The 24,135-nt window shown below is 68.2% G+C and carries 26 protein-coding genes and 5 pseudogenes; 19 read left to right on the top strand and 12 right to left on the bottom strand.

Going from position 1 to position 24,135, the window contains the following annotated elements; all coding sequences use genetic code 11:
- Positions 1–309: 309 nt before the first annotated feature.
- From ACIPEK_RS41780 to ACIPEK_RS41770, 3 genes are all read left to right on the top strand, one after another.
- Entirely contained in the window at positions 310–1,671 is a 1,362-nt protein-coding gene (locus tag ACIPEK_RS41780; RefSeq protein ID WP_402007506.1) for a HEAT repeat domain-containing protein, read from the top strand.
- A gap of 387 nt (positions 1,672–2,058) precedes the next feature.
- Positions 2,059–2,367 (top strand): transposase, encoded by a 309-nt coding sequence (locus ACIPEK_RS41775; protein ID WP_402007504.1) that lies wholly within the window; start codon positions 2,059–2,061, stop codon positions 2,365–2,367.
- Entirely contained in the window at positions 2,364–3,284 is a 921-nt protein-coding gene (locus ACIPEK_RS41770) for an IS3 family transposase (RefSeq protein ID WP_402007502.1), read from the top strand. The genes ACIPEK_RS41775 and ACIPEK_RS41770 overlap by 4 nt, the downstream gene beginning before the upstream one ends.
- Before the next feature lie 210 nt (positions 3,285–3,494).
- Here ACIPEK_RS41770 and ACIPEK_RS41765 read toward each other — a convergent pair.
- Positions 3,495–3,839 (bottom strand): annotated as a pseudogene (locus tag ACIPEK_RS41765) (transposase family protein); the annotation flags it as partial.
- Positions 3,840–3,926: 87 nt separating this feature from the next.
- Complete coding sequence (locus ACIPEK_RS41760) at positions 3,927–5,690, bottom strand: erythromycin esterase family protein (RefSeq protein WP_402007500.1); 1,764 nt, start codon at positions 5,688–5,690, stop codon at positions 3,927–3,929.
- 245 nt (positions 5,691–5,935) lie between these two features.
- Between ACIPEK_RS41760 and ACIPEK_RS41755 the strand changes: the two are divergent.
- Positions 5,936–6,300 (top strand): annotated as a pseudogene (locus ACIPEK_RS41755) (SDR family NAD(P)-dependent oxidoreductase); the annotation flags it as partial.
- 116 nt (positions 6,301–6,416) lie between these two features.
- Here the strand turns inward: ACIPEK_RS41755 and ACIPEK_RS41750 are convergent.
- Together ACIPEK_RS41750 and ACIPEK_RS41745 are read right to left on the bottom strand one after the other, a co-directional pair.
- A pseudogene (locus ACIPEK_RS41750) lies at positions 6,417–6,629 on the bottom strand (UDP-N-acetylglucosamine 1-carboxyvinyltransferase); the annotation flags it as partial.
- A gap of 252 nt (positions 6,630–6,881) precedes the next feature.
- Positions 6,882–7,268, bottom strand: coding sequence for an ATP-binding protein (locus tag ACIPEK_RS41745; protein WP_402007498.1), 387 nt, complete (start codon positions 7,266–7,268; stop codon positions 6,882–6,884).
- A gap of 353 nt (positions 7,269–7,621) precedes the next feature.
- Between ACIPEK_RS41745 and ACIPEK_RS41740 the strand changes: the two genes are divergently transcribed.
- Complete coding sequence (locus ACIPEK_RS41740; RefSeq protein WP_402007496.1) at positions 7,622–8,494, top strand: helix-turn-helix transcriptional regulator; 873 nt, start codon at positions 7,622–7,624, stop codon at positions 8,492–8,494.
- Positions 8,495–8,725, top strand: coding sequence for a DUF397 domain-containing protein (locus ACIPEK_RS41735; protein WP_402007494.1), 231 nt, complete (start codon positions 8,495–8,497; stop codon positions 8,723–8,725).
- Positions 8,726–9,049: 324 nt separating this feature from the next.
- Here ACIPEK_RS41735 and ACIPEK_RS41730 read toward each other — a convergent pair whose 3' ends face one another.
- Both ACIPEK_RS41730 and ACIPEK_RS41725 read right to left on the bottom strand, forming a co-directional pair.
- Positions 9,050–10,051: an IS630 family transposase gene (locus tag ACIPEK_RS41730; RefSeq protein ID WP_402007492.1), complete on the bottom strand. Its 1,002-nt coding sequence runs from the start codon at positions 10,049–10,051 to the stop codon at positions 9,050–9,052.
- 247 nt (positions 10,052–10,298) lie between these two features.
- Positions 10,299–10,871, bottom strand: a complete 573-nt coding sequence (locus tag ACIPEK_RS41725) for an SMI1/KNR4 family protein (RefSeq protein WP_402007490.1) — start codon at positions 10,869–10,871, stop codon at positions 10,299–10,301.
- Between the two features lie 184 nt (positions 10,872–11,055).
- Between ACIPEK_RS41725 and ACIPEK_RS41720 the strand changes: the two genes are divergently transcribed.
- The 9 genes and pseudogenes from ACIPEK_RS41720 to ACIPEK_RS41680 all read left to right on the top strand — a co-directional run bounded on the left by ACIPEK_RS41720 (position 11,056) and on the right by ACIPEK_RS41680 (position 18,276).
- On the top strand, positions 11,056–11,256 hold the full coding sequence (locus ACIPEK_RS41720; protein WP_402007523.1) for a DUF3037 domain-containing protein: 201 nt from the start codon (positions 11,056–11,058) through the stop codon (positions 11,254–11,256).
- Positions 11,257–11,363: 107 nt separating this feature from the next.
- A complete protein-coding gene (locus ACIPEK_RS41715; RefSeq protein ID WP_402007488.1) occupies positions 11,364–12,119 on the top strand; it encodes a TetR/AcrR family transcriptional regulator in 756 nt (251 codons plus the stop codon).
- Positions 12,116–13,807: an MFS transporter gene (locus tag ACIPEK_RS41710; protein ID WP_402007486.1), complete on the top strand. Its 1,692-nt coding sequence runs from the start codon at positions 12,116–12,118 to the stop codon at positions 13,805–13,807. The genes ACIPEK_RS41715 and ACIPEK_RS41710 overlap by 4 nt, the downstream gene beginning before the upstream one ends.
- Before the next feature lie 140 nt (positions 13,808–13,947).
- Entirely contained in the window at positions 13,948–14,280 is a 333-nt protein-coding gene (locus tag ACIPEK_RS41705; RefSeq protein WP_402007484.1) for a DUF6204 family protein, read from the top strand.
- Between the two features lie 70 nt (positions 14,281–14,350).
- Positions 14,351–14,935, top strand: coding sequence for a DUF2087 domain-containing protein (locus ACIPEK_RS41700; RefSeq protein WP_402007482.1), 585 nt, complete (start codon positions 14,351–14,353; stop codon positions 14,933–14,935).
- A 415-nt stretch (positions 14,936–15,350) separates the two neighbouring features.
- Positions 15,351–15,727 (top strand): annotated as a pseudogene (locus ACIPEK_RS41695) (VOC family protein); the annotation flags it as partial.
- Positions 15,728–15,938: 211 nt separating this feature from the next.
- Entirely contained in the window at positions 15,939–16,358 is a 420-nt protein-coding gene (locus ACIPEK_RS41690; protein ID WP_402007521.1) for a transposase, read from the top strand.
- A 129-nt stretch (positions 16,359–16,487) separates the two neighbouring features.
- Positions 16,488–17,804 carry an ice-binding family protein gene (locus tag ACIPEK_RS41685; RefSeq protein ID WP_402007480.1) on the top strand — a complete coding sequence of 439 codons (1,317 nt, stop codon included), beginning with the start codon at positions 16,488–16,490 and terminating at the stop codon, positions 17,802–17,804.
- Positions 17,805–17,940: 136 nt separating this feature from the next.
- A complete protein-coding gene (locus ACIPEK_RS41680) occupies positions 17,941–18,276 on the top strand; it encodes a hypothetical protein (protein WP_402007478.1) in 336 nt (111 codons plus the stop codon).
- A gap of 57 nt (positions 18,277–18,333) precedes the next feature.
- Here ACIPEK_RS41680 and ACIPEK_RS41675 read toward each other — a convergent pair whose 3' ends face one another.
- From ACIPEK_RS41675 to ACIPEK_RS41665, 3 genes are all read right to left on the bottom strand, one after another.
- On the bottom strand, positions 18,334–19,080 hold the full coding sequence (locus tag ACIPEK_RS41675) for an ice-binding family protein (protein ID WP_402007519.1): 747 nt from the start codon (positions 19,078–19,080) through the stop codon (positions 18,334–18,336).
- 279 nt (positions 19,081–19,359) lie between these two features.
- Positions 19,360–19,761, bottom strand: coding sequence for a hypothetical protein (locus ACIPEK_RS41670; protein ID WP_402007477.1), 402 nt, complete (start codon positions 19,759–19,761; stop codon positions 19,360–19,362).
- A 1-nt stretch (position 19,762) separates the two neighbouring features.
- A complete protein-coding gene (locus ACIPEK_RS41665; protein WP_402007475.1) occupies positions 19,763–20,200 on the bottom strand; it encodes a hypothetical protein in 438 nt (145 codons plus the stop codon).
- A 627-nt stretch (positions 20,201–20,827) separates the two neighbouring features.
- Between ACIPEK_RS41665 and ACIPEK_RS41660 the strand changes: the two genes are divergently transcribed.
- The 4 genes from ACIPEK_RS41660 (at position 20,828) to ACIPEK_RS41645 (ending at position 22,559) form a co-directional block, all read left to right on the top strand.
- Positions 20,828–20,983 (top strand): DUF6131 family protein, encoded by a 156-nt coding sequence (locus tag ACIPEK_RS41660; protein WP_266798967.1) that lies wholly within the window; start codon positions 20,828–20,830, stop codon positions 20,981–20,983.
- 266 nt (positions 20,984–21,249) lie between these two features.
- Positions 21,250–21,735 (top strand): hypothetical protein, encoded by a 486-nt coding sequence (locus ACIPEK_RS41655; protein WP_402007473.1) that lies wholly within the window; start codon positions 21,250–21,252, stop codon positions 21,733–21,735.
- 81 nt (positions 21,736–21,816) lie between these two features.
- On the top strand, positions 21,817–22,299 hold the full coding sequence (locus ACIPEK_RS41650; RefSeq protein ID WP_402007471.1) for a hypothetical protein: 483 nt from the start codon (positions 21,817–21,819) through the stop codon (positions 22,297–22,299).
- Between the two features lie 86 nt (positions 22,300–22,385).
- Complete coding sequence (locus tag ACIPEK_RS41645) at positions 22,386–22,559, top strand: CsbD family protein (RefSeq protein WP_266749799.1); 174 nt, start codon at positions 22,386–22,388, stop codon at positions 22,557–22,559.
- Between the two features lie 33 nt (positions 22,560–22,592).
- Here ACIPEK_RS41645 and ACIPEK_RS41640 read toward each other — a convergent pair whose 3' ends face one another.
- The 3 genes and pseudogenes from ACIPEK_RS41640 to ACIPEK_RS41630 all read right to left on the bottom strand — a co-directional run.
- Complete coding sequence (locus ACIPEK_RS41640) at positions 22,593–23,135, bottom strand: hypothetical protein (protein WP_402007469.1); 543 nt, start codon at positions 23,133–23,135, stop codon at positions 22,593–22,595.
- 158 nt (positions 23,136–23,293) lie between these two features.
- Positions 23,294–23,653 (bottom strand): annotated as a pseudogene (locus ACIPEK_RS41635) (ATP-dependent DNA ligase); the annotation flags it as partial.
- A 159-nt stretch (positions 23,654–23,812) separates the two neighbouring features.
- Positions 23,813–24,135 (bottom strand): IS3 family transposase (locus ACIPEK_RS41630; protein WP_402007467.1); only part of this gene is annotated, 323 nt, incomplete at its 5' end.

The following is a 24,135-nucleotide window of genomic DNA, read 5'->3' as shown; positions in this document are numbered from 1 at the left end:
CGGCTGGCAAGAACCCCCACGACCACCGGTGATCCACAACAGCGACTCATCGTCACAACCCTATGAGCCCACAGAGTCACATCGGCAACGGTCGGCGGCCGCAGCTGTGACTGAGCGCTCCACTTGGCGGTTTTCGCCAAGTGGAGCGCTCATGAAGTGGTAGGCGTGGTTCCTCGTGATGGCCCGGACTTCGGGCCCTCGTTCGACGGCGACCTCATGGACGGGCCTCGGCGTAGCCCCGCCGACTACCGTCACCTGGGTCGGGCCCATCGGCCGACGATTCATTCCGAGACGGGGGCTCAGCGGAACATGGACGATACACAGCTCGTAGCGGCGGTCCGGCGAGGGGACGCGGATGCCGTGACCGCGTTGCTGGAGGGCGGAGCGGTCCCGGACACGGTCACGGACGACGGCCTGTCGGTGCTGTGCCTGGCGGTCGCCGCCTATGACGTTGCCGTCGCGGAGGCACTTGTCGAGGGTAGCGCGGATCCGGACCGGAAGCTGCCGGACGGAACGACTCCGCTGATACGGGCAATCGACGGCGGCTCTCCAGCGGTGGCGGAAGCCGTGCTGGGCAGGGAGCCCCGGCTGCGCCTCTCGGAGGTCGGAAGGGAACAGCTGCTCGCCCTGGCCCGGCACTGGTACGAGCGGAGCGCGGAGGACGAACTCCGCGGCAGGACGGGTGGGTCCGGCTCCGTGCGTCAGTCCCTGGTGATGGACGACGAGTACAACCATGTGGCGCAGCTGACGCTCGGTGGCCTAACGGTCCGCGGCGGGCACGGCGCGATCCTCACAAACCTGGAATGGGCCTTCCGCATTCTGACGCCCGTGGACGAGCTAGTGGTCAGGGCCGTGGCACGGCGCGACCCGGTCCATGTCGACTGGTCGTCCGCCCGGTGGGTCCTCAGTGAACGCCGCAGCAAGGAGACATGGTCGGCCGTCACGGCGTACCGCCACAACCCGGATCCGGAGCACCGCCGGTTCGTCCTCGACGTCCTCCACTGGTACCTCCTGTCGCCGTCGAGTTGGCGGAACTCCTACGAGAAGGAGACGGCGGAACTGCTCGTCGCCTGGGCGACAGATGGGGAGGACGACCCCAGCGTCCTCGCCGAGGTGCTCCGCGTCCTGAGCGAGACGGAGCACCGGAAATCGAAGGCCGCGGGACTGCGGCACGCCGGCCACCCGGACCCGCGTGTCCGTGCCCAGGTCCCCGACCTCCTGCTCAGCTCGAGTACCCCGCCCCCTCCCCTCGACGCGGCGGCTCGCGTTGCCCTGCTATCGCTCGCCGGGGACGAGGATTGGGGAGTGCGTGCCGGAGCCGGCCGGGCACTGATCGCGGCCCACGACGGCAGCCCCGACTTCACAGACGTCATCGTCGGGCTGCTCCGGGATCCGGTGGCCGATGTGCGCGCCTGTACCGCGGAGGCCGTCGCGGACAGCGTGGACCGTACCGCGGCGGTCGCCGACGCTCTTGTGGCCCTGCTCGACGAGGACGACTTCGGGACGCGGCTCAACGCCGCCTACGGTCTCCTACGGCGGGACCACCCGCGCACCGGGGAGGCGATCGAACGGGTAGGCCCGCTCTCCCGCCCCGGCTTCGAGCACGACCACCGTCTCTCCGCGTTCTGGAGGTGGAAGTGGGACCGCGAGGACCATTCCGCCGCCGAATGATGCCGACGCCCCGAAGCTGAACGGTCAGCCGTACGACCTGTTCGCCGAAGTCCTTGACGTCCTGGCCGAGGGCGACATGCGGGACACCCTGGCGTTGTCTCTGCGGTAGCGGGCCCCCCGCCAGCGGGTGAACCATACAAAGGACTCACTCCCTCCCGCAGAACAAGGGAGGGAAACGCTCACCCGCCGGCTCAAGCTCTCACCCGCCAGATAGAGCGCTGGTGTGACTGAGCGCTTCAGGTGGCGGGTGAGCGGCTGAGCTGGCGGGGCTGAATGTTTGAGTTGGCGGATATCCAGCCACCGCGTCCCTTCGCCGCAGGTTGAGGTTCCCCCGAGGTGCGGGGATGGGTGACAGGACAGATGGGTCTCATGAGAGGAGCCCAGACGATGCCTGCCCCGAGGAAATATCCGCTGGAGTTGCGTGAGCGTGCGGTGCGGATGTATCGGACCGCCGAGCCGAAGCCCGTGATCCGCCGCATGGCCGAGGAACTCGGCGTGCACCAAGAGGCCCTGCGCAACTGGATCCGCCAGGCCGAGGCCGACGCCGGCGAACGCGACGACCTGCTCACCACCGCCGAGCGTGAGGAGCTTGCCGCCCTGCGCAAGGAGAATGCCCAGCTCAAGCGTGCGAATGAGGTCCTGCGGACGGCCTCGGCTTCTTTCGCGGCCCAGCTCGACCCGACCCGGCCCAGGTGACGACGCTCGTTGACGAGCACCCGCACCTGGGGGTCGAGCCCGTACTCCGGGAACTGAACATCCCCTCCTCCACCTACTACCGGTGGCGCCAGGCCGAGAAGAAACCGTGCGAACGGCACCGCCGGGACGCCGAGCTGACGGGCAGGATCCGGCAGGTCCACGACGAGTCCGGCGGGATCTACGGCTCACCTCGCGTGCACGCCGTCCTCAAGCGTGAGGGCGTCCACGTCGGCAGGAAGCGCGTCGAGCGGCTCATGCGGGAGGCCGGCCTGGCCGGGATCAGCCCCCGCCGGGGCACGGGTTTCACTCGCCGTGACCCGGACGCCGATCTGGCCCCTGACCTGGTGCAACGCGACTTCACCGCGAATGGGCCGAACCGGCTGTGGGTTACCGACTTGACCATGATCTCCTCCGGGGAGGGGCCGTTGTGGCTGTCCGCGATCCGCGACGCGTTCTCCCGCCGGGTGGTTGCCTGGGAGACCTCCGCCCGCGCGGACGCCGACCTGGTCCTCACCTCGCTGGAGCATGCCCTGGCCAGCCGCGAAGTCGCCCCCGGTGAGCTCATTCACCACGCCGACCACGGCTGTCAATACACGTCCGTGAAGCTCACAACACGCCTGGTCAGGGCCGGTATCCAGGCGTCCATGGACTCGGTCGGCGACTCGTTCGACAATGCCCTGGCGGAGAACCTGTGGATGGTCATCAAGACCGAGTGCATCCGCGGCCGCGTCTTCGCCACCAGGGCCGAAGCGAACCTCGCGCTCTTCGAGTACATCGACGGCTTCTACAACCCCCGCCGCATCCAGAAACGGCTGGGCTACCTCAGCCCGATCGAGTTCGAGGAGAAGTACTACGCCGACCAGGCAGCGACCGAACAAGTGAACCTGAAACCACGTCAACCCGCTCTGACCAGCTAGTCAGCCACTCCCGCGCTGCGGGGGAACCTCACGGTCACCCGCTACCGATACCGGGGCAACACGATCCCCAACCCCTGGACCCTCAACCACGCCCGGACGGCAGAGACCGTGGAGAGCCCGGTGCGGTGAGAGCCGCACGCCGGGTTCGGCGAGCGGCACGGAGAAACGGACCGATGGCAACACCGGCACCGCGCTCCGTGCCGACTGAGTGTCAGCGGCGATGCGGTCGATCGGCAGGAGAGTGCCGTCGAGGATGACGAACGCCTTCTCCTGCATCGTCTGCATTGCCTCGGCCAGGGACGGGGCGAGGACGGCCAGGGCGTCGACGGCTTCACGTATGTAGCGGTAGACAGTCGCGATTCCGATGCCGAACCCGGCGGCCAGCTGGGCGTAGGTGTCACCGCACCGCAGGTGGGCCAGGGCGAGCAGTGCCTGTCGCGAGGCGGGAAGGCGTCGCCACCGCGTCCCGATGTGCTGCCGTCTGGCCGTCAGTCGTCCGGTCAGGAACCGCAAGGTGCGGCTGGACAGATCAATCGAGGATGGGTAAACAAGCACGCGAAGCTCCTGGCAGACACGGGTGATCTTGGTCGAGAACCCGTCTACCAGGAGCTTCGTCGTTGTGCAGGACCGTCCAACGCGTGGTCACCACCGCCAGATTGGAAAAGGCTCAATACCTCCGAGGCCCGGTGACACCACTTTTTCGACCGTGATCGACAAGGGGCTCAAGTCATGCCGGGCTCTGAGGCCGGAAGTCCCATTACGGGACCACGAAAACGGTAACGGGACACAGTCATGCCGGGCCCGGAGGCCGGGAGCCCCATTTCGGAGCCGCGAAAAAGGTAACGGGTGGCAGAACCGGTGAACGTCTCCGGCAGCTTCGGCTGCGGCGCGGCGGCCGGAACCGAAGCGGCGGGGGCGCCGTGTGCGGGGTACTTCGCGGCCCCGCGCCGCGAGCACGCCCGCCACCAGAGCGCCGAGCTCAGTGGTCCAGCAGACCGGCCGCGTTGATCCGGTGCAGATGGATGAGCACATCGTGCGAGGGCAGCAGCGATACGGGGTACACCGCGTGATCCGGGTACGAGGTGCCGATGCTGCGGTCGGCCGGGCGACCGCCAGCCAGTTGCGGGCCGCCGCCGGCGCGGTGCGCAGGTCCACCATGTAGTCCCGGTAGCGCACCGCGTCCAGGGTGCGCTCGTTGCTGCCCCGCTCGGCGGGACCGACGGTGTACCGGGTCAGCGCGCCGTTCGGCCCGTCGGCGTTGAACGAGCCCTGGTCGAAGGTGAACCCCACGCTCAGATAGGACGAGCCGATCTTGTCGCGGATGAACGCGCCCTGCATCCTCGGGTACTCCTTCGGGGAGTAGGTGTCGTAGGCGACATGGGCGTTGTGCGCGGAGAGCAGCACCCGGTCCCCGGTGTGCCGCTGCCACCACACCGTGTTGTCCGCCATCACCTGGTCGCGGTAGCGCATGGCCGCGGCGCCCTGGGTGGGCTTGGTGAAGTCGTAGCTGTACCCGGTGGCGGTCTGGTCGATGGCCCGGGCATGCTGCACCGCCCAGGTGTACGCCTCCTGCTCGGCCTTCCCGCCGCCCGGCCGTTGGCCCTGCAACAGTGCCAGCGCCTGCCCGGTGCGCTGCGCCATCTCCTTCCGCTCGGCGATCGGCTTGGCCAGATAGGCGTGGACGTAGGTGTCCACGTCGGTGGTCGGGCGCAGCCCCTGGTACAGAGCGGTGAACTGGGGCAGTAGTGCGGGGAAGCGCTGCCCGACGTACGAGGTCACCCGGTCGTACAGGTCGGGCCCGGCGTAGCCGAAGTCATTGCCCATGAACTGCACAGGGTCGCCGGGGTGCGCCACGTTCCACGAGCGCATCCACTCGATCAGCCGCAGGTATTCCTGGTTCTGCCAGACCTGGTAGGAGTTGCGGAACTCGTCCCGCATGATCTGCCGCGGGTCGCCCTTGCCGTACCGCACATAGTCGTTGAGTCGCTGACCGGTGCTCCAGGGCGCCTCCAGCGCGAAGGTGCGGAAGCCCTTCTCCTGGACCAGATAGCGGAACGCGCGGTGCTTGAAGGAGAAGAACTCGTGTGAACTGTGGGTGGCCTCGCCGATGCCCACGATGGTGGCGTTCCCCACCATCCGCCCGAACGGGCGCAGATCGCGGAAGCCGCCGGTGGGTTCGGTGGACAGCAGCGGATGCGCGACGCGCTCGATGGCGCGCACCGCGTCCTTCTCCTGCGGATCGCCGGGGGTGGCCGGGCCGCGTAGGTGAGCCGCGGAGGTGGTGGCGGAGGCGTGCGTCGGTGCCGGCCCCATCGCCTGGACCGGGGCGGCGGCCACCACCAGTGCGCTGGTGCACAGGGCCGCGGAGACCAGGAGCCTGTTCTGCTTTCGCATTAGTCGTGTCATGGCTTCCAGCGTGGCGAGCGGCCCGGTGATGATCCATCCACCCAGCCCCCGGATCCAGGGGTGGGGCTAGGTCCACCGGGGGCGGGGCTGGATCCACCGGGGGGGGTGGAGGCAGCCCCACCCCGCTGCTTGCTGTGCGCGTGACGCCCTCCGCGCCTCCGACACCCCGGTACGCCCCCTTCCAGGGAAGCAAACCGACCGCTTGGTATGCGCCTCGGTGACGTCCGGCCAAGGGAGTGCTGACAGTGGACACGGTGCGCGGTGCGGGAGTTGTGGTGACCGGGGCGGGCGGCGGGATCGGTGCCGCGCCGGCCCGCCGATTCGCCGCGGAGGGTGCCCGGGTGGTGGTGAACGACCTGGACGAGGCCAAGGCACGCACGATCACCGAGAAGATCGGCGGGACCGCCGTACCCGGTGACGCCTCACATATCGTCCCCGCGGCGAGCGAGGCCCTGGGCGGTGGCATCGACATCTACTGTGCCAACGCGGGCATCGCCCCGGCCGGTGGTCCGGAGGCCGCCGAGGAGATCTGAGCCGACGCCTGGGACGTCAATGTGATGGCGCACATCCGCGCCGCCCGGCAGTTGCTGCCGGCTGGCTGGAGCGCGGATAGTTCACCAGGTCGACGACGACCTGGGCGGCGGATCTCCTGGTCGCGTGGCCGTCGTGCGGGCCGGGCAGGATGACGACGGCTGCCGGTTCGGCGACCGGGTGGGCGATGCGGCAGCCGCACCGCTCCAGCAGGGCGAACATCCTCTGCACGTCTGTGCTGGCCGGGACACCGGACAGATCGACCGTGCGGCGAAGGGACGCGGCGGCGGCCAGCAGCGGCAAGGCCGCGTTCTTCGAGCCGTCTACGGCCACGGTGCCCGCCAGCGGACGGCCGGGCCGGACCGTGACGGTATCGGTGCTGGTCACATCGGTGGGAACAAGCGACATCAGGAGCCTCCGGACAGGTCAGCGACGGTTCTGAAGTGCGGTCGCGCTGTGCTTGCTGATAGGGGCGGCCTGGCCGCCGGCACCGTGTGCGGCAGCGGCCAGGCCGCGAAGGGCACCGCCCCGAAGGGGGAGGCGGGGCGGTGCCTGCCGCCCGGCCCGGAGACTTCCGGGGCGGGCGGACCCGGAAGCAGACGCCCGCCCTTGAGAGGGCAGCGGCATCAACTCCCGGAAGGAAACAGGTGGTCTGGCCGTTCAAGCGGCGGCGAACTCCGGGCAGAGCAGGGTGCAGGTGACCTGCTTGCCGACCGGGGTCGGCTGAACCGACCAGCCGGGCGCGAGCGCGTCGAGAATCCACAGGCCCCGGCCGGTCTCCGCGTCCGTGTTGTCCGGCGACTGCGGCCCCCGGGCGGGCATCTCGGCGGGCTCCGGGTCATGCACCTGGACCACGACGCGTCCGAGCATGTGGAAGACCTGGACGACCACCGGTGTCCATGGACCGCACAGCCTGACCGCGTTGCCGACCAGTTCGCCGGCCACCAGCCGGGCCGTCTCCGCGACCTCCTCGCCGGCTCCGCACCCGCAGACCGTCTTGAATACGACGGCCCGCATCTCCTTCAGATACTCAGCACTGGCACTCATGTGTAAAGCGAACCCACCCGCACGGTGCACCAGATAGAAACCGCAGGCAGCCTGCGGACCGTACGACGCACTGCGCTGGTCATCGCGCATGGCGTGCTCCCCAGTCGACAGGGCGGGCAGCCGGATGGAACCGGCCGGGACTCGCGCTGTGGGTCGGCACGTCGGCCCCCGAAGGCGCGAAAGGCCCCGGGAAGCCGGCGCAAGACAAAGGCATATGACACGAAGGGCAATCGAGCCATCGCACTTCGCAACCGGGATTCAGCATGCCTCGCGCATCACGGGTTGGGCAACATGCCCAATCGAGATTCCTCAGATTGGTTGTCCATGCCGCTGGCAGAGTCCACACTGGCGCCATGGCATGGAAGAGGAACCCTGCCCCCAAATCCGTCTACCGCCGTCAACTCTCGTCTCGTCTCAAAGAGTTACGGGATGAGGTAGAGCTGACGATGGCCGAAGTCGCGAAGACCGTAGAGATCAACCAGGGAACGCTCAGCCGGATCGAGTCCGGCGACCGCGGCACGTCCCCGGTCCTGGTGAAGGCGATGCTCGACTGCTACGGCGTCACCGACACCGCCGTCCGGGAGGACATCTTGGACCTGGTCCGTGCGGATCAGGCACACAAGCAGAAGTGGTGGCGCAAGTACTCGGCGGTCATCAACACCACCCAGTACGGCGGCTACCTCGAACTGGAGGCCGGCACGACATCCCTGCGGTCCTACGAACCACAGCTGATCCCCGGCCTGTTGCAGACTGCCGACTATGCGCGGAAGGTCATCGCCGCGATGCGGGTCGACCTGGACGCGAAGCAGATCGAGGCCTTGGTGGATGTGCGGATGAACCGCCAGGCCCTGCTGGAGGGGGAGAGCGCACCCAAGCTGTGGGTGGTGATCGACGAAGCCGCCATACGACGCATGAGCGGATCACCCACCGCCCTCAAAGGCCAGCTCGAGCGCCTGCTCGAAGTCGAGCCGCGGACCAACATCACCTTGCAGCTTCTACCGTTCGACGCCGGGTTCCATCCCGGGTTGTACGGGTCGTTCATGCTCATGGGTTTCCCCGAGCCCAACCCCGACCTCGTCTGGGTAGAGAATCTGACCAACTCGGTGTACTTCGAGGGATCGGAGGATGTGGGGCGCTACACCGAGGTCTTCGACCACCTGCGGGCCACGGCCCTCGGCCCACCCGAGACCCGCAGCCGCATCAAGAGCATGATCAAGGAGCTGTAAGTGAGCAACACCAAGCCCAACCCCGCCGAGCTGGACTTCTCCGGCGTCACCTGGGAGAAGAGCCCGTTCAGCGGGGGCAACGACAACTGCGTGGAATTCGGTGCGATCGGCGACCTGGTCGCTATGCGCGACTCCAAGCGACCCGAGCAAACCCCGCTCGTGTACACCCGCAGCGAGATCGCGGCCCTCCTCGCCGGCGCGAAGGCCGGAGCCTTCGACCACCTGGCCTGAGACACCCCCGACCGACCGTGAGGCCGAAGAGGAAAGACGGCGGCCGACCTCAGCGTTAGTGAGGTCGGCCGCCGTCGTCATTTTCCCAGACCGAGGCAAGTGTGCAGGTGAAGCCTGCGTCTTAAGTGGTCGGCTCCGGAAGTCCTTCGGGGGTTGATCACGCTGCCAGGGCGGCGGAGGATTCTTCTTGTCGGTCGGCGGGTGTGTGTCGGTCGGGCCGGGCCAGTAGATCGTCCAGGTCGGTGGTGGCGAACTTCCACTGGAACGGCTGTGCTGTGGCGTTGTAGCGGTCTTCGAATGCTCGGAGCCGGTCCCGGACCTGGGTCAGGTCCGTGAAGTCGTTGGGTTGGACGACCTTGCGTTGGACGATGGAGAAGAAGATCTCGATCTGGTTCGTCCAGGAGGCGTGGACGGGGTGTGGACCATGACCGCGTTCGGAAACGCTGTGGTCAGGCGGTCGATGGCCTTCTGCCCCCGGTGGGAGGAGCCGTTGTCGACGATCCAGAAGACGCGTCTGGCGCTCGTGTAGGGCTCCGTGGTCATGACCTGGGTGACCAGGTTCATGAAGGGGACGATGCCGGTCTTCGGCTCGCAGCGGCCGAAGACCTTGGCTCGGTGGACGTCGTAGGCGGCCAGGTAGGCGAGAGCGCCGCCGCGCTGGTACTCGTGGTTGACGCGCATCGCTCGCGCCTGGCCCGGGGGCAGGGTGGGATGGCAGCGGCAGCGGGCCTGGATGGAGGTCTTCTCGTCGCTGGAGATGACGTACTCGTCCTCGCCCAGCGGTTCACCGTCGAAGGTAGGGGCGTACAGGTCCAGCACGCGGGTGGCCTTGGCCTGGAAGTCCGGGTCGCGGATGAAGATCCAGGACCGGTACTGCCAGGGCTTGATCGCGTCGGCCTTGAGCCAGCGACGCACCGTGGAGGCCGACATGGCCGGGGCGATGGCCCTGGCGACCACCTCGCGGGCCAGTTCCGGACACGACCAGCGTGACAGCGGGGTGCCGGTCTCGGCGGGTAACTGGCAGGCCAGCGCCTTGACTTCGGCGACCTGCAGCGGCGTGAACGAGGGCGGCCTGCCCGAGCGCTTGCGGTCGGCGAGGGCAGGCAGGCCGCCGGCGGCGAACCGGAGCCGCCAGGTACGCACCGTGTCCACGTGCATCCGCGTCTGCGCGGCTATCCGGGTGTTGGAACGCCCCCGAGCCGCCAGCAGCACGATGGTTGCCCGCTGCCGGGCCTGATACGGGGTCTTGTGACCGTATGCCGTCTTCTTCAGTCGGCGGCGCTCGGAGGCGGTCAGGACGACGGGCACGGCAGGGGCGACGAGCACGGGAAGGGGCAGCCGATCCTACGGGGGACGGTGGGGGAACAGGCGGGAACCCCCGTTCGACCGCCAGACGAACTGATCGGTACGACCACTGCTTCCATGAGGCTCCGCCAGTGGGCCATCGATCAGCGACAACAGGGGCGCGCGGAGCTGCGCGAGTCCAGAAGGCGCCGGCCCGCGCCTCCCGCATAGCGCAGCCCCCGTGCCCCCTGGGTTACCCGGGTACCTACCTACTGGGCGGGCCTCGTCCTCAGTCCTTCAGCATCACCAGCGGCAGGCCGCTGTCGCTCCACGCGCCACCCGTCTCGTCGACCTGGTAGCGGTCGGCCTCCAGGTCCGTGGCGAAGTGCTCCAGGAACTCCCGCAGACCGGCGGTCTCGTACCGGGCCCGCCAGCCCTCGTGCGACCAGTCGATGACCTGACCACGGCGCTCCGGGGTGGGCGGATCCAGATCGATGCAGATCACGTCACCATTGCCGATCCCGATGAAGGGGATCCACCCGGCGGACCAGGAGATGTCCCGGCGGATCACGCCGTCCTCCTCCCGCTCGTCCCAAGGCGGGTCTCCGGCGTCAACGGCCCGCTGGCGCCAGTCGTCCACCATCTCGCCGAGCGAGTAGAGCGCGGCGTGCCAACCGATCAGGACCCCCGGCAGACCGTCGTGGCAGCGGTAGGAGTCCCTGACATCCTCCGGGAGCTCCACCCCCATCACGGCCTCCACTGCCTCGATCTCCTCCTCGGTGGCACCGGGCGGTATCGCGGCCAGCACCCTCGGGGCGATCCGCCCGAGCACGGTCTCGATCCGCGCCCATATCTGCTGCATCGGGAATCCCCTCCGTCGTGACGAGGACCGGAACTTAGCACCGGCCACTGACGATCGTCCGGGCAACCGTCTCCTCCGCGTCGGTCATGTCCGACGGATACCGGCGCACCCGCTCGGGTGATCGGCCGTGTTCCCGTACAGGTGAGGTGTCCGGTCGCATTGTGCTGTCACTGGCTAGACGCACCTGTTCACGAAACGCCCGCCGCTCAGCGGCCAGGCCCCCACCCTGCGCGTACCGCATACCCCCGGGGTCGACGTCCCGGGCGTCGCGGCCGTCCTCGACGCTCCGCGCAGCGCGATCGTCCAGCCCAGTCCGGTTCACGGCGGCATCACCGCCGACCCGGCCGCGGAACTGGACCGACTGATGCGCCGCTACGTGCGCTGACCTCGGGATTCGTCCCGCCGGTCGTCCTCGGGCTGCCGCCGCCTCCCTCGAGAGCCGGCGGCAGCCCCGTCGTCGTGCGGAAAACCATTTCAGATACAGACCTGTATTTGGATACAGTCTCGTATCCGACGACGCATCAGGAGGCGATCACCATCACCAGGCGACTCACCCGGCAGCAGAGCCGGGAACTCACCCGCGAGCAGCTGCTGCAGGCCGCGGCCGAACTCTTCGCCGAGCACGGCGTCAACGGCACCTCGGTCGAGCAGATCGTCGAGCGCGCCGGCTACACCCGCGGCGCTTTCTACGGCAACTTCGAGGGCAAGCACGAACTCGTCCTGGCCCTGCTGGAGCAGCGCACCCAGCACGAGCTGGAGGAGATGCAGGAGATCAGCCGCGACGCCGGGTCGTTCGACAGCCTGATGGAGCACCTGAGGTCCTGGTACCGCCAGCGCGACGAGACCCTCGGCAGCTGGCTCGCCCTGCGCACCGAGCTCTGGCTCTACGGCCTGCGCGACCCGGAGCTGCTGCCGGTGCTCGCGGACCGCGAGCGGCGTTCGCGCGCCGCGCTCGCCCAGGCGCTGGAGCAGGGCTTCGCCGCCCGCTCGGTGGCTCCCCCGGCCCCGGTCGAGTTCCTGGCCCTCGTCCTGTACTCGCTGGGCGACGGCCTGTCCATCCAGCGCGTGCTCTCCCCCGAGGACAGCGACATCGACACCGTCGCGAACGCCATCGAGCTGCTGATGCGCTCGTGGGGCGCGCTGTCCCGGAACCCCGCGCCCGCCAAGGAAGCCTCCCGCCCGTCCCCCGGGCATCCGACCACCAAGGGCCGGACGCCATCGATCGAGAAGCCGGAGAAGAACCCATGAGCAGCAAGGCAGGGCAGGCGGAGCAGCCGACCGCCGGACCGCCTGTCGCCTCCGACGCCCCCGCGCCGGACCCGAAGCGCTGGCTCGCGCTGGCCGTTCTGCTGGTCGCCACCTTCATGGACCTGCTGGACGTCAACATCGTCACCGTGGCGATCCCGACCATCCAGGGCAACCTCGGTGCGTCGGCCGTCGTCATCCAGGCGGTGACCGCCGGCTACACACTGTCCTTCGCGGCCATCCTGATCACCGGTGGCAGGCTCGGCGACATCTTCGGCCGCAAGCGGATGTTCATGACCGGTGTCGCCGGGTTCGTCGTGGCCTCCGCCCTGTGCGTGGCCGCGCAGAACTCCGAGATGCTGGTCGCCTCCCGCATCCTCCAGGGTGTGGCCGCCGCGATCATGGTCCCGCAGGTCCTGGCGATCATCCACGTCACGTTCGCCCCGCAGGAGATCGGCCGCGTCGTCAGTCTGTACGCGGGCATGATCGGCCTGGCCATCGTCGCCGCCCCCATCCTCGGCGGCGCCCTGGTCGACTGGAGCCCGCTCGACCTCGGCTGGCGCAGCATCTTCGTGGTCAACCTGCCGGTCGGCGCGGCCGCCCTGATCGGGGCCGCGAAGTGGATGAAGGAGTCGAAGTCCCCGCACGCGATGCGGCTGGACCTGATCGGCATGCTGCTCGCGATCGTCGGGCTGCTCCTGCTGATGCTGCCGCTCATGCTCGGCCGTGAACTCGACTGGCCCGCCTGGAGCATCACCTGCCTGTTCGGCGCCGCGCCCGTCATCGTGGGCTTCGTCTTCTACGAGCGGTACAAGACCCGCAAGGACGGATCCCCGCTGGTGATCCTCTCCCTGTTCCAGGTCCGCGCGTTCGGCGCCGGCGTCGCGGCGCAGATGCTCTTCAGCGCCGTCCCGGCGGGCTTCTTCCTCAGCTGGACGCTCTACCTCCAGGGCGGCCTGGGCTGGTCGGCGCTGCACACCGGTCTGACCGCGATCCCGTTCTCGCTCGGGGTCCCGATCGTCGGCACGATCGCGGTGCGCACGCTCTTCCCCCGGTACGGGCGGTACACCCTGGTGGCGGGCGCCCTGATGATGATGCTCGGCATCGCCTCCTACGCCTGGGTCGCGAACCACGCCGGGAGCGGCATAACCTCCTGGCACGCCGTCCCGTCCATGCTCCTGCTCGGCTCCGGCATGGGTCTGCTGATGGCCCCGCTGACCGGTCTGATCCTGCGCGAGGTCAAGGCGCAGGAGGCGGGCGCAGCGTCCGGCATCATCAACGCGACCGGTCAGCTCGGCGCGGCCCTCGGCGTGGCGATCATCGGCGGGGTCTTCTTCTCCGCCCTGGCGAGCAACGCGGGCCCGCAGGCCGACAAGGTCATCCCGGCCGTCCAGCCGGTGGCACCGGCCCAGGCCGGGGCGATCCGCAGCTGCGCGACCGACTCGCTCGGCCAGGCCGACCTGACCAAGGTGCCGGAGAGCTGCACCACGCTGCTCGCGAGCGCCCCGGGCACCAGTCAGGACTCCGGCGCCGACGTCAAGACGATCGGCACCACCCTCGGCGAGATCCGCTCCAAGACCTTCATCGCCACCTACAGCGAGGCTCTGTACTGGGCGGCCGGCGGCCTGGTGCTCGTCACCGGCCTGCTGTTCCTCCTGCCGCACCGGACGCACCGGCCGGAGCAGAAGTGAGCCTCGGTGGCCGAAGGGGTGTTCGCCCCCGGCCGCTAGGCTGACCTGCTGCCCTGTCATCGACCGACGTGCGGTCAACTCCACCGCGCGCTCCCGGAACGCGGGCCGATGACCGAATCCCCACCTGGAGAACCACAGTTATGAGCGGTACAACCTACCAGGTCATCACACACGGCAAGTTCGCCGAGCTCACGGATGAACAGCGTGCGCCCCTGATCGCCCAGGCGGGCGAACACGACCTGTTCAAGGCCCGGTTCACCGAGGAGGGCACCGTCACCTACGAGCCGGCCCTACTCACCTTCACCTTCCGGGTCCTCATCCCGGCGACCGAGGAGGACACCGAGGACCTCGTGCTGGGCCAGGCCGAGGAACTGGCCGCGGCCGCCATCCGCAAGCTCGGGGGCGAGTACCGCGACCTCCGGTCGGTCTCCACCGACCTGTCCAAGATCAAGGTCAAGCGGAAGGGCCGCTGAGCCCCTGACGGAACCGGCCCCTGCCGGGCGCACGGGCCGGGCAGGCTTCAGAAAGGATGCGTTCCCTCTCATGACACCCGAACAACTCGCCATCGAGCTGGCCGATCCGGTGCTGCGCCGGGTCTTCTCGGCGGCCGCCCTCGGCGCGTCGACCTCCTCGGAGGTCCTCTCCGTCTCGGGGCTCGGCGCACCGCAGGCCGCCCCGGCCATCGGCCGGCTCGTCCGCAGCGGACTACTCGTCCAAGGGCGCGGCTCGCTGGCCCTGGACGACGACGCCCTCGCCGCGGCCGCGGAGACCGCCGCCCGGCGTGTGGCGGAGGAGACGGCGGCCGACCAGCCCGACCCGCAACTGCGCGGCCACATCCGCGGCGGCGTCCTGGTCAACGTGCCGGAGCAGGACGCCGACGCCCGTCGCGCGGTGCTCGGGCACGTCGCCGGGAGCACCTTCGCCGTCGGCGACGACTACGACGAGCGGACGGTGACCGACCGCCTGCAGCCGTGGTGCGTGGACGGCACACTGGACGCCGTCTCGCTGCGGCGCGCCCTCGTCGACGACGGACTCCTGGCCCGCGAGTCCGGACGCTACCGGCTCGCCGCCCCGGGGGCAGCGCCGGATGAAGACCACGGAAGGCCCCGCCCACTCGGTGGTTTCTAGGGGGTAGTTGCAACACGTGGTCGGTTTGATCAGGCCGCGAGCAGTTTATGCAGGCGCTCGGCTGGGGTTTCCCAGTCGAGCGTTTTGCGTGGGCGGCCAGAGCCGGAAGTATTCCTCCCGCTCACGGACCAGGATCCTTCGCCCCTGAGCCACCGTCCGGTTCTTCCGGATCTCGAACATCGCCCCGCTTGAGCTGGGGTGTTGCAACGGTCTCCAGTACTGCAACCGCACTTGATCACGGTTGACTTGGCGAGTGATTGATCTCGGGGTGGGGCAGGTCGAGGAGTGGAAGGCAGCGCTGGCGGGGTTGCACGCCCGCTTCGCGTCGCGCTTCACCAGATCGGAGCCGCGCGGGCGGGCGCTGGAGTACATGGCGGGACTGATCGCCCCGCTGGAACGCAAGAACGGCTGGTCGCTGGCGGAACGGGCCGGCGAGGGCTGCCTACGACGCCTGTGGACCGACGAGTTGGACACGCCGCTGGCACTGCTGCGTGAACCGACCGGCGCAGAACCCGATCTCCGCTTCGCCTTCGCCTCCATCGAACTCGCAGCGATCGGTGACTTCCTCGTCATCGCAGGGCCGCCCGCGGAGCGTGCCCGCTATTCCAACGCCAGCGCCACCGTGATCGTCGACGACCTCGATACCCTGACCAAGGCGCTCGCGACCGCCGGCGCCGAGATCACCACACCGGAAAGCACCAGCACCACCGGGCGTTCCTGTACGCGCGCCATCGCGGTGGCGCAGAGGTCGAGTACGTGGAATGGGTCCCGGAGTTGGTGGAGCGCATCGTGCAGGCACCTGGGCTTGCCTCCTTCGGGGGCTGGGCCTCCATGTCGAGAGACGCGGGCCACATAGCGTTCTGCAGGATCTCCCGGCAGCGATGCCAGGCGCGGGGCAGGAGGTGTCCATAGATGTCGACGGTGACCTTGATGGACCTGTGGCCGAGCCAGCGGGAGACGCCTCGACCGGCTCGCCCGGCGCGCCAACCGCAAGGTCCACGTCATCGTCGACCGGCAGCCGGTCCACCGCAGCAAGGCACCACCCGCCTGGCTCACCGAGAACGCCGAACGCATCGAAGTGCACCTGATGCCCGGCTACAGCCCCGAACTCAACCCCGTCGAGCTGCTCAACGCCGACCTGAAACACCACGTCAACGCGGCCCGCGCCACCTCGCTCGACGACCTCGCCGCGAAACCTGCTGGTTCCTGCGCCGCAGACAGCGCCAGCCTCACATCGTCTGCGGCTGCTTCGGAGCCCGACACGTCCGATACACAATCCAGTAGAAATCCCATCAGTTCCAACTCAATATTTACAGCTGTCAAGTTCTGGTGCTCGTCGTACCGGTGTTGCCTGTTCTGTCACGTAAGGCACGTGATCCTGCATAGACCGATCGGACAGGACCGCGTTGCCCCTTTCGGGTGAAATGGTACCCTGCCCGTTGACGCAGTCTCTTGTCAGTGGGCTACTTCGCGTAACGAACAGTTGTGGCGGTCGACGACAGGCCGGCCTGAAGGGCTCCCATCGTCGACCCGATGATTCAAGGAGTCCCTTATGGCGGTCTCACCGAACCAGGGATCCACCGGCGGCGGCGACGCAGTGACCCTCACCGGCAGCCACTTCACCGGCACCACCGGCGTGCGCTACGGCTCCAGCCTGGCTCCAAGCTTCACGGTCGTCAGCGACACCACCACCGCCACCATCACCCCTTCCGGCCATGGCCCCGTGCCCGTCTCCGTGACAACCCCCGGAGGAACGGGAGTTGTCGGCGACTTCTTCTACCTGCCGCCGCTCTCCTTCCGCCTCGCCCCGCCTCCCGCGGGCCCCCTGGCAGGTGGCAACACGGTGATTCTCACCGGCCTTGGCCTCTACACCACGAGCGAGGTCCGATTCGGTACGCAGGTCGCCGAATTCACTGTGGACTCCGACGGCCAACTCACCGTGACCGTTCCCGCGTCGGTCTCCGCGGGCCCGGTGACGGTCACCGTACGCAGCAGGGGCGGAATCGCTGGCGGAGTCACCTACACCTACCTCGACTCACCTTCCGTCACCGTCGTCACCCTCGACTCAGGACCGGTGGACGGCGGCAATCTCGTCGTCATCACCGGGACCGCGTTCTCCTACACCACCGGCGTCGCCTTCGGTGGCACGGCCGCCCTCTCCTACCGGATCGCCTCGGACACCGAGATCGACGTCGTGGTACCAGCCGGCGTGCTCGGCTCGGCCGATGTCGCGGTCACCACCCTCGGTGGCACCACAACCGCCTCGTCCGTCTATACCTATCTGGGACGCTACGCGGTGCTGGGTGGACAGTCGGTCACCAACACGGGCCCCTCAAGCGTCACCGGAGACCTAGGAGTGAGGCCAGGAGTGTCCATTACCGGATTCCCGCCCGGCCAGGTGAACGGAACCATCCACAACGCGGACGCGGACGCCGCTTTGGCCCACGCCGATCTGATCGCGACGTACGACAACGCCGCCGGCCGGATTCCGGACGCCGGGATCTCCGGAGACCTCGGCGGTCTGACGCTGACCCCCGGCGTCTACAACGCGGCCTCTTCCATCGGGCTCACCGGCACGCTCACGCTGGATGCCCAGGGCAACCGCAACGCCGAATGGATCTTCCAAATCGGATCGACCCTGACGACTGCAACCGCAAGCAGCGTGCTCCTCACCAACGGCGCCACGGCCCGCAATGTCATCTGGGAGATTGGAAGTTCAGCAACCCTAGGCACCGACACCGCCTTCGTAGGCAGAATCCTGGCCGCGATCTCGATCACTGTGAACACCGGTGCAACCGTCAACGGCCAGACCCTGGCCCGTGACGGGGCCGTATCCATGGACACCAACACAATCGCCCGCCCCTGGTGAAGGACCGACACGCCCCGAGAGACGCGGCAGCCGCCTGAGACAACCAGGACCCTGCTCAGGTCGCGCCTGTTCCCGTAGGGGCGACCCGACCGCCACACGGGGTGAGCGGCGGCCGGCACGTGCCGCATGACGCGGGTTGCTGGTTCTCCGATCGGATCACGCGGCGCAGGCTGGTCCGCGTCGCGGCGAGATCGTCTTCCGTCGCGATCAGCTGGCCCTGCAGTTCGTTGCGCGCCCGTTCCTGGGCGAGGGCGTCTTCGAGGCGCTGGTTGGCGACGGTGAGTTCGTCGACGCGGGCGCCGAAGTCGGCGGCGCCGACCTGGTGGATCTGCTGGCCCGGGGCGCGGCGCAGGGTGGCCTTGAGGTGTTCGATTTCCTCGCGCAGCCGTCGGTTGTCCTCTCGGGTGATCCGCGGGTGGGTCGTGCGCCCCTGGAGGGTATATCCAGGGGCGCAGTTTCCTCACGAACGTGAGACTTTGCTTCTCAGAAGCCGCCGACGTTGCAATACAGCCATGAGGACGAGCGGATGTTATCGACCCTTGTGACTGTCGCCGTTGTGGCCGTTACCCTTCAGTCCCTTGTCCCCCTTCGATCCCTTGTCTCCCTTCGGCCCTTTGTCCCTCTTCGGTCCCTTGTCTCCCTTCGACCCTTTGTCCCTCTTCGGCCCCTTGTCTCCCTTCGGTCCCTTCGGTCCGGGAGGCCCGGGAGGCCCGGGAGGCCCGCTCGGTCCGGGAGGCCCTGTGGGACCGGTGGATCCGGTCGGCCCAGGAGGCCCAGGCGGGCCGGTGGATCCGGTCGGCCCAGGAGGCCCAGGCGGGCCGGTGGATCCGGTCGGCCCGGGAGGCCCAGGCGGGCCTGTCATGCAGACCGCCCTCGTGATGACGTTGTCGTCCAGCGTGACCGCACCATTGCGCGCCAGCGCCCGGCCCTCGATCGCCGCGTTGGTGTTCACCGTGATGGACGTCAGGGCCAGGATGTTGCCCTTGAAGAAGGAATTGGTGGCGAGGGTGGCGGAACTCCCCACCTGCCAGCACACGTTGCAGGCCTGCGCTCCGTTGACGAGCAGGACGTTGCTCGCCGGGGCCGTGATCAGAGTGGAGGCGATCTTGAAGATGAAGACGGCGTTGGGGTCACCCTGGGCGTCGAGAGTGACAGTCCCGGTGAGATTCAGCGACGACGAAGCGCTGTAGACGCCGGGCGTCAGAGTGAGTCCGCCAATGTCGCCCGGGGGGCAGGGTGGCGGTGGTTGCCCTGCTGACCGCGTCGTTGCATCCACTGCCACGGATGAGTCCTTTCTTGTCACCGTTGGCCTCAATCGCCAGGCTTCCTGGCGTCTGAGGTGAGCTCCGGTCAGGTCACAGGACACCGCACTAGCGACGAGATCTCACAGACGTGTGACGCACCGTCACTCACCTACAGAAATAGCTCATATCCATGCAAAGAGGTCTTTATCGGGGCCAAAGGAGTTGCGGTGGCGGGGCATTCGCCCTATAGACGGATTCCGACAGAGCAACCAGGCCGTCGACGCAGCAGGATTCCGAGCACAATCACGCCGTCAACCCTGACCCTGGTTGGGGTAGTACAGCAGCGCAGTACCGCAACCCCAGCAACCGCCCCGTCCGGCAGCGTCCTGTTCCCCCGAGACGCGGACGGAGGTGATGGCTGGTGGGCGCGAATCGAGGTGGGGCCCGCCGAAAGGCCGGAAGGGGCCCAGCGGCAGACTCCTCGGTTTCTGAGGGGCGAAGGTCAGGCCGCGTCCCATTGGTGGGCGCGGCTCCCGCCACTCCACCATCTGGGGATCGTCGATCAGGGTCTCCGGGGCCGGGAGACCGGCACGGCGGAGGAACTCAATCAGGTCGTGATCATCGTGGGCGAGGCCGAGGATGTGGCCGTACGCGGTGACGCGGCGGCCGCCGGACGGCGACGACCGGTGCACGACTATCGGTACAGCAGCCACGTTATTGAGGGGCGGATCGGCGCCCGAAGAAATGCCACCTGCCCCGCCCACCACTGTCCGGGGAGACAGGGCGGTCGTCGTGGGGCCGCTCGTTTTCCCGCGCATGCGCAGTCTCCGCACGGGGGGTCTCGCGTTGACTTATCGTGTCTTCGCGATCCGCGGCTGGCTCGCGACAGGGCTCTCTGAGGCCCCGGCGCGAGGTTCTGAAATGGTGGGACGGGCGGCGCACAGCGGCCACGAGCAAGCTCAGCCCGAACAACGCCAGTGCCCCGACGGCGATGCCGTAGAGGAACAGCGTGCCGGTGGAACCGGTCACGTGATATCCGAATACCGAGAAGTCGTCAGTGAGGTGGTGAGCGCTGCCACCGTTGGTGAGAATGCCGACCACGGCGACGACTGCCGCGGCGATCAGGATGATGAGCCCCAGGATGACGATCACGACGTACTCCGGGAATTGCGGCGTGTATCCAGAATAAGTCCGTTTAGAAAGTGCGAAGCGTCAGATCCATGACGTCAGGCTTGGGCCAGGGCGGCGTCCTCGGCGATCAGACTCATCGCCTGATCGCGAGAGGTAGCTCGTTCAGCCGACAGCAGGGCTCGTCGACACTGCACCGCTCGCCCTCAGCTGTCACGGTTGGCCGAAGGCCGCATCATCGCCGTCACACTCGATATGCCGCCCCGCCCTGGGCGCCTGGGCGGACGCCGATCTTCACCAGGCGCCAGGGCGGGACGCGTAGTCGTCGGGTCTGGCAGCCTGCAACCCTGCACAAGCAGTCCAGCCGGGGTCACCCTCACGGACGGTAGGGCGGGCACCGCCGTGCAGGCAGTCTGGCAGTCTTCCGGTCCTCGCCCGTGCCACTCCCCCGGGAAGGGCGCGCTCGTCGTGCGACCTGGTGGCGCCAGGGCGTCGAGGTGGAGACAGGGGGACTGCGGCTGCACAGGTGAGCACGCGTCCGACCTGCGGTACGGCGGGCCCTTGCTTGACCTTGCTGGTCAATTTGTCAGTGAGGCAGGCAGGGAGGACGATTAACAAGGGGTCGGGGCTGATGCGTGATCGGAGAAAACCGTGATCGTCATCGGAGTCGTTCTGCTGATTGTGGCCTTCTTGGCCAAGATCACCATTCTGTGGACGGTCGGGATCATTCTGATCGTGATCGGGGCGATCTTGTTCCTGCTGGGAAGCCTGGGCCACGCGGTCGGCGGACGACGGCACTACTGGTAGAAGCTGCCGCACCCCGCTGTGCGACAACCGCAGGCGTGGGTGCTTGTACCGCCCCCCTTCGAGGTGAGCGGCAGCGTGGCCCCGGGCGACCGCAGCCTGCGGCCGGTGCCGGCTTGCCTGGTACGCCCAGTTTGGGACCTGTGGGGCAGGAGCGGCCGCAGTGTACGGGGGCTCTCTCGACTGGACGAGCGGAGGACCCAATGTCCCCTATTGTCATCATCATTGCCGTCGTGCTGGTGCTTCTCTTGTGCACGGTGGCAGCGTGGATGGTTACCACGCGCCGTCGGAAGCTGCGGGAGCAGTTCGGCCCGGAGTACGAGCGGGCAGTGGAAGCCAAGCACGGTCGCCGGGCGGGCGAGCGTGAGCTGCGCGAGCGCGAGGAACGCCACGACGCGCTGGACATCAAGCCACTACCCGCACCTGTCCGCGACCGCTACACCCAGGACTGGACCCGGGTGCAGGAGACGTTCGTCGACCGGCCCGACGACGCGGTCCACGAGGCGGACCGGCTCGTGACCACGCTCATGAGCGAACGCGGGTACCCGACCAAGGGGTACGAGCAGCAGCTGAAGGACCTGTCGGTCGAACACGGGCGCACGCTGGAGCACTATCGCGCCGCCCATGAGGTCAACGACCGCAGCAGCCGCCATCAGGCGACCACGGAGGAGCTGCGGGGCGCGATGGTGCACTACCGCGCGCTGTTCGGGGAACTGCTCCACAACGGCGACCGGCCGCGCGAGGGCCAGGCGTGAGGCCCGCAGTCGGCGACTGGAGGATGACGAGCTGGCCCAGTCGACGCCCGGCCGCAACACGTGACGGACGGAAGTGAAGCGATGCGCAACCAGGACACACCCCAGCGGGACGAGGGCGTTCCGTCCACGGAGGACCTGACCGGTGCCCGGCAGGACCCCGGAGACGAAGCGCCGGGCTTGGCTGACGCCCCACCGGAGTACCCCGGGGAGGCCACGACCACCGACACGGAGGGCCGGGAGGAAAGCGGCGGCCGGGCATCCGCCAGTGAACGCCGCGACGCAGAACTGGCCGAGGAGAACGAACCCTTGCTCGGGAATGAGCAGGCGGAATTCCGCGCCAGGTGGCAGAAGATCCAGGGCGAATTCGTCGACGACCCCAAGAACGCCGTCAACGCAGCCGACCAGTTGGTCGCCGAGACGATGCAGGCACTGGCCACGACCTTCTCCGAGCACAAGCGAGGTCTCGAAGGCCAGTGGCAGCGCGGTGAGGAGGTGGCGACCGAGGATCTGCGCGTTGCGCTCCAGCGTTACCGCTCATTCTTCAACCGCTTGCTCAGCACCTGACCAGCCCGGCCGCCGCCACGCCCGCAGACCGCTGGCTGGCCACCCTCCCGATGCACTGGCAGATCACTCACAAAGGACGGCCGACCATGAGTATCGCCAAGAAGATCGCCCACAAAGCCGAAGCGGTCAAAGGCGGCGCCAAAAAGGCTGCCGGCCGCGGAACAGGTAGCCGGCGTCTGCAGGCGGAAGGACGCGGCGACAAGGTCAAGGGCAACATCAAGCAGGCTGGGGCGAAGATCAAGGACGCCTTCAAACACTGACCATTGCGCCCCTCGACCCGACCCGCAGGGGCTCTACGCGTGGGTGCGGCGCTCCAGGGCATGCTGGCGGGTGACTTTGGTCAGTTCGTGCCAGAAAGGGGCGGCGGTGAGGTAGAGGCCGAGGACGGAGATGATACCGAGCGAGATGTCGACGCTGATCCGGCCCTGTTTGGCCCAGTAGACGTCCTTAAGGTCCAAAAGGAGGGCGAATTCGTCGGCGATGAGCGCTGTTCCGGCGCCGTAGGCCGCCCCGACGCCGGGATGTCCGACGTATTGTGCATCACCCCGCACGGCGACCAGTCCGACGCCGGCCAGTGCGGCGATACCGAAGTTGTAATGGTGCATGTGGGTCCCGCTCGACGTAGAGACGTTGCCCCAGGGCAGTCGGCCGCTGCGGATGCCGTGAGTGATCAGGCGTGCGCCCCCGAAGGTGGCCCCGAAGAAGAGCCAGGTCGCAAGGAGGGAGCGCTGGGTTGGGTCGGTGTGCTCGTCCAAGGTTTCCCGCCACCGCCGCAGCAGCCCTGGACCCCGCTCACGGCGCTCGTCATCTCCGCGCTGTTCCGCGTTCTCGCGCATCGGACCAACCTCCTCGTCACGTTTCGCGGTGCCTTTCGTCCCTGACCTCATACCACCTCAAAGGGCAATACACCTAGGCCAGACGGGCACCTCGAGAACTCCTCCGCCTCTTCGACAGCCTGAGCGTTCGGCGGGAGACGAACGCCGCTGTCCGATGCTCAGCCCAGCCGGGTCAGGTCCGGCCGCAGCCGCTTCCAGACCGGATGGCGCAGACGGCCGGCGGCGGTCCACGCGAAGACGGCGACTTCCGCAACCAGCCGCGGTTCGACCCAGTGCGCGTCAGCCACCCGGACCGGGTCAGTGAACGGCGACTCGGTGCGAGCGATGACCGCCAGGTACGAGGCGAGTTCGCCGCGCTCACGTTCGGACATCCCCGAGCTCACCGACCCTACGTACCGCAGACCGTCAGGCGTGTCCACGCCGACCAGAACCGCGCCCGGCATGCCCCGGGGTGCACCGCGGCTCTGTGTCCAGCCGCCGATGACGACGTCCACGGTCTCCGCCCTCTTGGTCTTGCGCCTTAACTGCACCAAGTTTCGTCGGCAAGCACTGCGGCTGACTGCCGGCCGCCGTTGCCGTGGCATTACTGTCCCCGCTCTGTTGCAAGGCTGCGGGTCGGTCTGGTCCGCGGTGTTCGGTGGCGCAGGACGAGCAAGGTCCAGCCGCGGCCGCTTGGGTCAAGTGGCCTGGTCGCGGTGGTGAACAGTTCGGCGGCCCGGCGGTAGGAGAGCCGTCCTCGGCCGGTCACCGGGCAGTGGTCGGCCGCTGGCGTGGTGGCGGGTGCACGCCGGTCGGTGATGAATACCGGCCCGGCGGTGCGCCCGGCCAACAGCATCGGCAGCAGGCGTGCTGCGCCCGATCCCCAGTCGTTCGGCCGTTGCCTGGTCGGCGTAGTGCTTCTCCTGGAACTCGATCGGACTGAGGTAGCCGAGCCGTTTCTGGATGCGCCGGGAGTTATAGAACCCATCGATGTACTCGAACAGCGCCAGGTTCGTCTCGG

The sequence above is a fragment of the Streptomyces sp. NPDC088246 genome (genome assembly GCF_044741025.1).
Classification (GTDB): domain Bacteria; phylum Actinomycetota; class Actinomycetes; order Streptomycetales; family Streptomycetaceae; genus Streptomyces.
This window is presented reverse-complemented; position numbering and strand designations above follow the sequence as displayed.

Excerpts from the sequence above, each read along its gene's own strand:
- ACIPEK_RS41710 (WP_402007486.1), top strand. The coding sequence starts at position 12,116 with ATGAGCAGCAAGGCAGGGCAGGCGGAGCAGCCGACCGCCGGACCGCCT.
- ACIPEK_RS41650 (WP_402007471.1), top strand. The coding sequence starts at position 21,817 with ATGCGCAACCAGGACACACCCCAGCGGGACGAGGGCGTTCCGTCCACG.
- ACIPEK_RS41775 (WP_402007504.1), top strand. The coding sequence starts at position 2,059 with ATGCCTGCCCCGAGGAAATATCCGCTGGAGTTGCGTGAGCGTGCGGTG.
- ACIPEK_RS41745 (WP_402007498.1), bottom strand. The coding sequence starts at position 7,268 with ATGAGTGCCAGTGCTGAGTATCTGAAGGAGATGCGGGCCGTCGTATTC.
- ACIPEK_RS41685 (WP_402007480.1), top strand. The coding sequence starts at position 16,488 with ATGGCGGTCTCACCGAACCAGGGATCCACCGGCGGCGGCGACGCAGTG.
- ACIPEK_RS41780 (WP_402007506.1), top strand. The coding sequence starts at position 310 with ATGGACGATACACAGCTCGTAGCGGCGGTCCGGCGAGGGGACGCGGAT.
- ACIPEK_RS41700 (WP_402007482.1), top strand. The coding sequence starts at position 14,351 with ATGACACCCGAACAACTCGCCATCGAGCTGGCCGATCCGGTGCTGCGC.
- ACIPEK_RS41740 (WP_402007496.1), top strand. The coding sequence starts at position 7,622 with ATGGCATGGAAGAGGAACCCTGCCCCCAAATCCGTCTACCGCCGTCAA.
- ACIPEK_RS41725 (WP_402007490.1), bottom strand. The coding sequence starts at position 10,871 with ATGCAGCAGATATGGGCGCGGATCGAGACCGTGCTCGGGCGGATCGCC.
- ACIPEK_RS41655 (WP_402007473.1), top strand. The coding sequence starts at position 21,250 with ATGGTTACCACGCGCCGTCGGAAGCTGCGGGAGCAGTTCGGCCCGGAG.
- ACIPEK_RS41640 (WP_402007469.1), bottom strand. The coding sequence starts at position 23,135 with ATGCGCGAGAACGCGGAACAGCGCGGAGATGACGAGCGCCGTGAGCGG.
- ACIPEK_RS41760 (WP_402007500.1), bottom strand. The coding sequence starts at position 5,690 with ATGACACGACTAATGCGAAAGCAGAACAGGCTCCTGGTCTCCGCGGCC.
- ACIPEK_RS41645 (WP_266749799.1), top strand. The coding sequence starts at position 22,386 with ATGAGTATCGCCAAGAAGATCGCCCACAAAGCCGAAGCGGTCAAAGGC.
- ACIPEK_RS41705 (WP_402007484.1), top strand. The coding sequence starts at position 13,948 with ATGAGCGGTACAACCTACCAGGTCATCACACACGGCAAGTTCGCCGAG.